Annotated in this window: 10 protein-coding genes; 6 read left to right on the top strand and 4 right to left on the bottom strand. The window is 39.2% G+C overall.

Going from position 1 to position 8548, the window contains the following annotated elements; all coding sequences use genetic code 11:
* Positions 1–283: 283 nt before the first annotated feature.
* Together AC1DWN_RS21395 and AC1DWN_RS21390 are read right to left on the bottom strand one after the other, a co-directional pair.
* The gene (locus tag AC1DWN_RS21395; RefSeq protein ID WP_477560927.1) at positions 284–1681 is read right to left on the bottom strand and encodes a hypothetical protein; all 1398 of its coding nucleotides are present in this window, start codon (positions 1679–1681) and stop codon (positions 284–286) included.
* 505 nt (positions 1682–2186) lie between these two features.
* Positions 2187–3059 (bottom strand): alpha/beta fold hydrolase, encoded by an 873-nt coding sequence (locus AC1DWN_RS21390; protein WP_477560926.1) that lies wholly within the window; start codon positions 3057–3059, stop codon positions 2187–2189.
* 420 nt (positions 3060–3479) lie between these two features.
* Here AC1DWN_RS21390 and AC1DWN_RS21385 point away from each other — a divergent pair, with 420 nt between their 5' ends.
* From AC1DWN_RS21385 to AC1DWN_RS21360, 6 genes are all read left to right on the top strand, one after another.
* Entirely contained in the window at positions 3480–4007 is a 528-nt protein-coding gene (locus AC1DWN_RS21385; RefSeq protein ID WP_477560925.1) for a GNAT family N-acetyltransferase, read from the top strand.
* A gap of 77 nt (positions 4008–4084) precedes the next feature.
* Positions 4085–4627 (top strand): ribonuclease FAU-1 family protein, encoded by a 543-nt coding sequence (locus AC1DWN_RS21380; RefSeq protein WP_477560924.1) that lies wholly within the window; start codon positions 4085–4087, stop codon positions 4625–4627.
* A 57-nt stretch (positions 4628–4684) separates the two neighbouring features.
* A complete protein-coding gene (locus AC1DWN_RS21375; RefSeq protein ID WP_477560923.1) occupies positions 4685–5299 on the top strand; it encodes a DUF402 domain-containing protein in 615 nt (204 codons plus the stop codon).
* Positions 5300–5563: 264 nt separating this feature from the next.
* Entirely contained in the window at positions 5564–5842 is a 279-nt protein-coding gene (locus AC1DWN_RS21370; RefSeq protein ID WP_477560922.1) for a hypothetical protein, read from the top strand.
* A gap of 49 nt (positions 5843–5891) precedes the next feature.
* Positions 5892–6518: a hypothetical protein gene (locus AC1DWN_RS21365; RefSeq protein ID WP_477560921.1), complete on the top strand. Its 627-nt coding sequence runs from the start codon at positions 5892–5894 to the stop codon at positions 6516–6518.
* A gap of 396 nt (positions 6519–6914) precedes the next feature.
* Positions 6915–7277 (top strand): aminoglycoside phosphotransferase family protein, encoded by a 363-nt coding sequence (locus tag AC1DWN_RS21360; protein ID WP_477560920.1) that lies wholly within the window; start codon positions 6915–6917, stop codon positions 7275–7277.
* Positions 7278–7461: 184 nt separating this feature from the next.
* Here the strand turns inward: AC1DWN_RS21360 and AC1DWN_RS21355 are convergent, their stop codons facing one another.
* Together AC1DWN_RS21355 and AC1DWN_RS21350 are read right to left on the bottom strand one after the other, a co-directional pair.
* Positions 7462–7980, bottom strand: coding sequence for an SRPBCC domain-containing protein (locus AC1DWN_RS21355; protein ID WP_477560919.1), 519 nt, complete (start codon positions 7978–7980; stop codon positions 7462–7464).
* Between the two features lie 81 nt (positions 7981–8061).
* On the bottom strand, positions 8062–8400 hold the full coding sequence (locus tag AC1DWN_RS21350) for an ArsR/SmtB family transcription factor (protein ID WP_477560918.1): 339 nt from the start codon (positions 8398–8400) through the stop codon (positions 8062–8064).
* Positions 8401–8548 lie beyond the last annotated feature (148 nt).

Genomic DNA, 8548 nt, shown 5'->3' with positions numbered 1-8548 from the left:
TTACAGTGAGAGATATCAGCGATGAAGGTATTTATGGTAAGTTTTTTGTCTTTGAGGAGTTAGATGGAAATCTGTTTGATGTATGGGAGCATAATGATTGCGAGTTAATTTTTTTAAGAAGGTAATCTAAGGCTAGATGGAAAACAGTCTAGTGACGGGGGTAAGAAGTTCGTCTATCAGGCTAAAAAAATTAATCTTGTGTATCTAGAACCAAAAGCCCTTTCATTTTTTATTGTGATGATCCTGTAGTCGAATCGACCATAGTGCTTCCATATTGATTTAATCAAATAAACGTTAGTTGCCTTGCCAATTGATTGATGTGATTGTAGTCCGCCCATAGAATGAAATAGTTGTAGGATGTTTCGCCGATTTGGATCGGATGCGGATATTTCACAATGAGAGCTAACTGCTTCTTCATGTCTTCCGGTTGATCGGCAGAAGGGTATATGAAACAAGCCACCTGATTTTGTATCGATGTCATGATAATTTGAGGTTTGGAACCATAAGGGCGTAATGGGTGAAAAGCTTCCAAACGACAAACCTCCTCAATTCGGCTGTCAGATGAAATCGCGGAGATTTGGAAAAAACCATCCTTTCCTTCGTATCGTTCTCCACTTACTTTTTGCCAGTGTGCCGGGTATGGAAAGCGGACGTGGTAGAGCGAATTCGAATACACTTTGGGAGGAAGCTCTGAAATGATAGTCGGAGACCATTGAAGTGCAGTGATATGGCCTCCTTCAATAATCTTGATTGGGACTGGATGCCTCAAATCCAGAGTCCAAATTTGATTCGAAGGTTGTTCGTTTTCGCAATCAGACAAGTATGCAATCTGATGCCCATCAGGTGACCAACTGACTGGCGTGGCGAAGCAATTGGAAATCGCCCGCGTTAATTGATTTCCGCCGATCCGGCTGTCTGTCTGAATGTACGAGAAATAGCCCCGATCATCAAAGACTGTTGCGCTGTAGGCGATTTCGATAGCGTTCGGTGCCCATTCGGGAAAATAATTTTTGGCGAGTGGCCCGCCCTCTAACGTATAGGATTGGCCTGTGGCTAAATCTACGGTTGTGATAATAGAAATACTCGCGCCGGGCGATGTATAGAGCGCAAAGGTTCCGTCAGGAGAAAGCCTAACGTGGTTAAGCGGCCCTTCCATATTTTGCGTGAGTTGCCTTTTTGCCGTTCCATCGATATTCATGCGAAAAAGCTGGCTGATGCCGGCTGCATCCGGCGCTGCGAAGAGAAGCTCCCGCCCGGTAGCGAACCACTGGACGTCGCTGGATCCAGGCTGGGTGACTATCTGGCTGGAATGGGGAAATGTATTGTAGATGACGATCCGACCGTTTTTGACATAGCTTAACAATTGACTATTCGGGCTCCAATCCAGCAGAGTATAGGGCTCGATTTGGTCGATCCGCGCTAATGTACCTATGCTTAGATCAAGGGAGTAAACGATGTTTTGCTTTCCGATAAATGCTATTTTTCTGCCGTCCGGAGACCAGTAAGGAATAGAATATTCTTCACCTAATCCCTGCGTAAGCGGAAAATGGACGATAGCTAGAGGGCGATACAGCCAAATATCGAAATGTCCGCCGCGATTCGACGTATATGCAATCCAACCGCTGTAGCCTGTCGGACGAGATTCTTCTGTGGAAACGGTATTGAACTGCTGATTAGACACAAACAAATCCCCCTTCATTGCCTTTAAATTAATGTATTCAAATGAAGGAGGATGGGCGACTGTGTGAATCGAAAACACGATTTAGGGAAGTCTTCGTGAACAGAAGGTTTGTAAAAGCCTTTATTAATTGGGAAAAAGACCCGAGTCGATTTCCAGTAAACGAATGGATAAGAGACATAGTTGTACACTACGGCGAAATCAAAGATAAGACCTTTTATGGAGACACATGGACTATGTTAGTAAGGATAACAAAACATATTGATAAATAATACGTGGGATACATATGCAGATGTGGCTTTTATCGTTGACGAAGCACCTTGGCAATTACTCGAAACGGGTTATAGCTTTAATCTTTGGTCTGGAAATGATTTTGCAACAGTTACTATTGTGTAAATCTTAATAAAGAGAAGTTTTATTAAAGAAACCACTCCAATGTAAGGAGTGGTTTTGTCTTATAGCGGGTCTCGATTGTGCTCACATTCTATCCATTTGGCAAGAAGGCTTATCATTCAAACTGCTGCAGATGCTGCGCCTCAGCCATCTCTTGATCTATTATGTAAGCTTCCGGCAAGAGATTATCTTCTTTTGTGTTTTTCCATTCCTCTTGTATCATTAGATGAACCCACTGGCGTACCGCCTCACTCATTTGGTTAGCCGCTTTCGTCGGCAGCTGGTGCTTTTCGTTGCTGATTGTAACAAGCGTGGCATTGCGAAGCCCCTGTTGTAGTTTTCTACTGTATCGCGTAAAGCTCCGATCCTTGCCTCCATAGAGCAGAAGGACAGGGGCCTTAATTTTGGAGAGCTGCTTCGTGCAATTATAGTTCAGACTATAACGGTAGTACTGATGAATATTGCGAGCATTACCGTTTTTTGTATCATTCAAAAGATTGCGAAAGGTTTGGACACTGTCAGAATTGCCCCATGTTATGCTAAGCATCAGCATGCGGATCACGGACTTCCATCTGGATAATCCGATAGCGATACGGATACGGTTCCGCAGTTTAAAGCCACTTGCCTCAGACATGGCACTTATTAGAATTCCGCCCAAAAAACGATCCTGATAATTAAGCATGGCTTCTAATGCTATAGCTCCTCCGGTCGAATAGCCGCATACAATGGCTTGCTTGACCTTCAGATGATCCAATAACTGATTAATATCCTCAGCGATCAGCTTATAGGTGATAGGGGTACTTGATGCTTCACTTCGTCCATGTCCGCGGATATCAAAGGTGATTACCTGAAATTCATCTGACAGTTGCGCCAGCTGGTATTGAAAATTGGCGCTAGTAAGCAGAGGGGGATGGATGAACACAAGGGGTATTCCTTCTCCGTTTGTCTGGAAATGAAGATTGACTCCGTTAATATTCCTGATTGGCATAAATACACCCTCCTTTGATTAAGTAAAAAAATCCTAATTTATCTTTCCCATACACTGCCTTAATTTATTCTGATATGCAAGAAAGAATATCTTTTTTACGCAATAACCATTAGGAAAAGGTAGGCAATATTATCGGCTATCACTTCCCCGCTAAGATGGGGTCAGCGGTTTCTTCACCAACACCTTTAAACGAAAACGGCACAGAAATGCTGTTTTTTTGATTCCATTTTAAATATATCTGTGCCTATCACTAATTTTTTCTATAACTTCTATGCGGATTAATGGTAAATTTAAGTTGGAAATATTGGAATCACACTCTTATGCTGAATTTCAACGAACATTAACCTATCCCCGAAGGACCGACCATTAAACTCATCATACTAACCAATAATTATGAAGGTGATTTGGAGGAACTCTAAAGTGCTGCGAAGAGAAGAAATTAATCTAGAAATCCATCGTCTAGGACATTTGGAAGTTCCAGATATAATGGACCTTATGGTTGACGTAATATCTCGAATCCCTTCACAAGAACAATTTGCGATTGATGATGTAGATTACTTGAAAACCCATGTTCAGGAAAAAGGTGAAATATATGGTGCTTATCTAAATGGGAAACTCGTTGCGTATTCAGTTTTGGCGTTTCCTGGATTAAGTGAAAGTAATCTCGGAATGGAATTTGGGCTGTCAGAGCAAGAATTACCTTATGTTGCAACTCTTGACGCAACGGTAGTTCACGAATCCGTTCGAGGTATGGGTTTACAACGACATTTTCATCAGTTACGTGAAAAACGGGCTAAGGAAAACGGTTATCAATTTATTTACTCAACAGTTCATCCAGAGAATCATGCAAGCATTAAAAATTTAGAAGCTGAAGGTTTTATTTTGCAATTTACCCGTCCAATGTACGGTGGGAAACTCAGGCATTGTTACGCAAAAAGTATTACCTAACGACAAACCCCTTCCTGAAATTAGGAGATTTTTGAAGTTCATCGCAGAATAGATAAACGAAATAGGGGRGTAAAATCGTGAAGAGMAAATACGGTGATCTATCACATTGGAGAGGTATACTTCAGAAAACGTATAGACAAATGTACATTGAAGAAATTGGTTTCACTGGACATGTAACACTTGTTATTTTTGATAAAGTGAAGGAACCCATAACTTTTAATGTGGCTGAGTATAATGATTTTATTATTGTTGYGAATGGATTTGCATGGTTGCAGTATTTTCCAAAAGATTCTCATCATGCGATGACGGCTGTTATTAATGAAAATGGAAAGATTGTGCAGTGGTATTTTGACATTACTCTAGCTAATGGTTTGACTGAAGAAGGCGTACCTTATTTTGATGATCTCTATTTGGATGTAGTTGTGTTGCCTAACAAGGAAATATATATATTAGATGAGGAAGAATTATTACAGGCGTTGACTGCGAGAAAAATAACTGAGGCCGACTATTATTTGGCATATACAGAGTTGAATAGATTACATATGACTTTAACACAAGGCAGCAATGATTTATTACAGAGATGGGAAACTGATTTTAGAGCATTATTTTCTCTTATTTAGTTAGAGATTTCATGTTGATGTGAAGCGGGAATTTGAAGATGGAAGGGGGAGATTATTTTGAGAGAAGGATTAATTAAATTCCATAACCTCCATTTACCCAATGAGGTGCGAGTGTTTCATATTCCCAAATCTAATATACGAGTGTGGAATGAAAGAGTAATGGTTTACGAAGTTAAAATTGATGATATGATCGGTGGAAATCTTACTTTTAGGCATTATTCATTTTATGATAAATGGTTTGAAATAAACATTACTCTTGATGCAAATGGTAAATTGATTACTGAACCAGGACCTATTGATTGGAGTTATAATTGTGATATCTGCACGCCATGTTTTAGTATAGGAACTAATTTCTTTAATATAGATTTGGAACTAGACATCTTAGTTAGTTATGATGGAAAAGAATATGTAGTTATTGACGAAGACGATTTTGATCATGTAATTAGTCAGAAACTCATAACGGAAAACGAACGTAATGGSGCAAGAAAAGGGCTTGAAAACTTAATTGAATTGATTTCATCAGGAAATCTAATAGCATTTTTGGAGGATACTTGTTCTTTCAACGATTTAATCAGTTTATCCGACCCAATCCCATCTAATATATTGCAATTATCTGAAGTACCTATACTAAATGTGCCTGAAAGAGAAAGTAATTATGGTAAAAGATTATGAGTCCATATGTGAAACCAGTAATAACTAATCCATTAGCCTTGAAGCAGCAAAGAATGTGAAGTTCAACATTGTTACGGCAGATCTTCGTTTCATAATTAATAACAATAATATTGTAAAAGAAGTGATTGTAAATTCATATGATATAACTTTTGAGTTGGCATTCGAGGATGTTAAAGGTGACCATATACCAAATAATAGCATTAAGGATTTGATCTAATACAATTTGAGGTATCTTAAATTACATACCTAATGCGAGGTAATCCATTGAAACAAAATATGATTGAAGTGAAAATGTTGAAAAGTAAACCAGTATTAATGTGTCCTGATGATTGCGACTTATTGTGCACATTAATTGTCGCTGAAGTTATTAAAGAAAATGACAAAGTATATTGGCGAAGAATCGGTATTGATATAAGTAATAAATCAGAATTTAATGGTGGATATGAATGTATTGGCTCTAAAGTTGAATGGCTAGAAAGTGTGCCGCAGATGAGTTTTGACCTGACAGTCTATAACGCTCAAATTAATAAACTATATGAATGAATTTAACCGATGGATTAATTACAGATAAGGAGCAGTTAGGAGCATTTATATGAATCTGTTAGATACTTTACCAGATCCGATAACCTTAAAGAAACTTATGAAAATTCATGCTTCTCTAAATATTATTTTATGTCCAGACGAATGGCTTCGTTACCATAGTTTTTTTCCTGATTTCTATGAAAATGTTTCAATGGCAAAAATAGATAATGGAGCAGGCGATCATCTGTTAATATTATTTTCCCCTCAAGGAACCATTTTAAAAGGTTTTGATCATGAATCTGAATTAAGTCCACATGCACAAGAAGAGTATAAAATATGGCCAGGGATATATGAAGGAGTTCCTAAAGCGTTATTAGCTTTACTTGAGGATGAAGCAATTGAAAGTGATGATGTTACTTTTTGCATTTGGCGTGAAAGTAGTGACTCTACATGGCAGAAGGGGAAAGTTGAGATTCCTGAGGGAGCAACTGATGGTTCTGGTTTTTTGTTAGGAACAATTTATCAAACACCGGAGGATTTTGTGGAATTTGCGAAATATTATTTTGAGATAACACCATCTATAGATATTGTCACAAACATTTATGACGGAGCCACAATTACTGCTGAGATGATCAAAATGCTAAATCCTGAGTGTGATGTTAAACAGGCTCTTAAAGAATTGAGTTTTTACGATTAGATCGTATTTATGAAGGGGAGGTAGAATCTAAAGATGAACCAACATTATTGTTTCAAACAGAACGAAATCGAAAGTATAGTTAATCATTTTGGTAAAGATTTTTATGAAATACTTTAAGGGATATTGAAGTATATGCGGATAAGTGGGCTTTGAAATCTATTCAACTTATTCCTTTCTATTCTGCAAACTTAGTTTTCAAATGCTATTCGGAGAACTTTGGGAACGTTGTGCTTAAAATAGGTAATCCGTCTTCGTAAGGAATATCTACAGAATTTAATATTTTAAGTCAATATAACGGCAGACGATTTTGCAAAGTTTTTGAGGTTGATATAGAGATTGGCGTCTTACTTGAAGAGTGTGTGCAGCCTGGGAATCCTTTAAGGGAGGAGAGTTCTCTTGATAAAAGATTATCCGTATTTTGCTCACGGTGATTTTCATCATGATAATATCTTACTTAGTAATGGTGGTGAGTATATAATCGACCCTAAAGGTGTTATCGGTGATCCTGTATTTGATGTTCCTCGTTTTATCTTAAATGAATTTGGTGATGAAATAACTACGGAATTATTAAAAAAAATAAACGATATCATATGCACCTTAGAAGTAAAGCTTCATATTCCAAAAGATATTTTAAAGCAATGCCTTTATGTGGAGACTGCCATGGGGAATTGCTGGAGTTTAGAAGATGGCTCAACCCCTGAAGAATATACGAGCCTTATCAAAAATGTTCAATTCRCAGAAACAATCATGAATTCCTGATTGCTTCGTATTGAATTGAGAATCGGCAGCCTCGGGCGAGAAAACCATGCCCTAGACTGCCGCTGCTATACTGAAATTATCTTTTTCTTCAAAAATAGGACAGACCTTATGATAAAGTCTGGAATGACCATTATCTATATTCCTTGTTGTCTATAGATTCAAATTTCTTCCAGACGAAATCACTTTAGTTGCTCTTCTGAATGGACTTCAGATGCTCGACCAGTCTGTTCCAAGTATCAGTGATACCTTCCATCATGCCCATATCCAGTACCTGCTGCAGTCCTTCAGCCGACGCATATTCGCCGCGGTTAATGACCTTTGTTCCGTTATCTGTTTCGATGAAGGTCAGCGTTACGATCGTTTCCGGCATACTTTCCGCTTCGTTGCCTTCCGCATCGGAGAAATAATCGACATAAACAATCTTCTCCGGCGCGATGATTTCATGGTAAACACTCTTCCCCCATGATTCCATACCATAGAAATCGCCCTGGTTTTTATCTTCACACTTCATGCAATAATGCCAAACTCCACCTACACGGAAATCAACGTTGCATACCGGAAGTGTCCAGCCTCTTGGACCCCACCAATGTTTCAGATGCTCTGCTTGCGAGAACGCTTGGAACACTAGTTCACGGGGGGCATTGAATTCACGCTCGAGAATAAGGATCTTATCTTCTACTTTGGATACCATTTGATTTGTCATTTTTAACTTCCTCCTCGATTTTATTACCGGGTCAAAATAGTACTGCCACAGCGATCACAAAACTCATTCATTTTCCAAAGCTCAGTCTTGCTGCTCTTTACGTGGTTCACTTTTCTGCAGTTTCTCCAAATAGTCATCAAGGCGGTCATACCGTTCCTCCCAGATGGAGCGGTAGCTCTGGAGCCAATCATCCAGCTCCCGAAAAGGGGCCGGTCGCAGCCTGTAGATACGGCGATTCGCGTCCACCTGTACCTCAACGATGCCAGCCTCACTAAGAACACGCAAATGCTTGGATGCTTGAGGTTGGCGCAGTTGCAGTCTTTCGGCGATTTCCCCTACGGTGAGCGGACGGTCGCGCAAAAGTTCAACAATCTGCATACGGTTAGGCTCTGCCAAGGCACTCATGACGTTAGTGTTCATGGTCATCATCCGTTCTCTTGCTGTAATCGTAAGCGTCCTAGTTTTGTGTTTGAAGATTGTATTTTCTTGCTGAGATCAATATACCACATCAGGAATATTCCTGTAAAGGAATATTTAAAACGTCATGACTGATCAATATATCTTCTGT

Source organism: Paenibacillus sp. P4_A7 (genome assembly GCF_056402455.1).
The sequence above is the reverse complement of the archived record's forward strand: the minus strand, read 5'-3'. Positions and strand labels throughout refer to the sequence as shown.

Coding starts and splice junctions, on each gene's coding strand:
- AC1DWN_RS21390 (WP_477560926.1), bottom strand. CDS start 3,059: ATGCCAATCAGGAATATTAACGGAGTCAATCTTCATTTCCAGACAAAC.
- AC1DWN_RS21365 (WP_477560921.1), top strand. CDS start 5,892: ATGAATCTGTTAGATACTTTACCAGATCCGATAACCTTAAAGAAACTT.
- AC1DWN_RS21355 (WP_477560919.1), bottom strand. CDS start 7,980: ATGACAAATCAAATGGTATCCAAAGTAGAAGATAAGATCCTTATTCTC.
- AC1DWN_RS21350 (WP_477560918.1), bottom strand. CDS start 8,400: ATGAACACTAACGTCATGAGTGCCTTGGCAGAGCCTAACCGTATGCAG.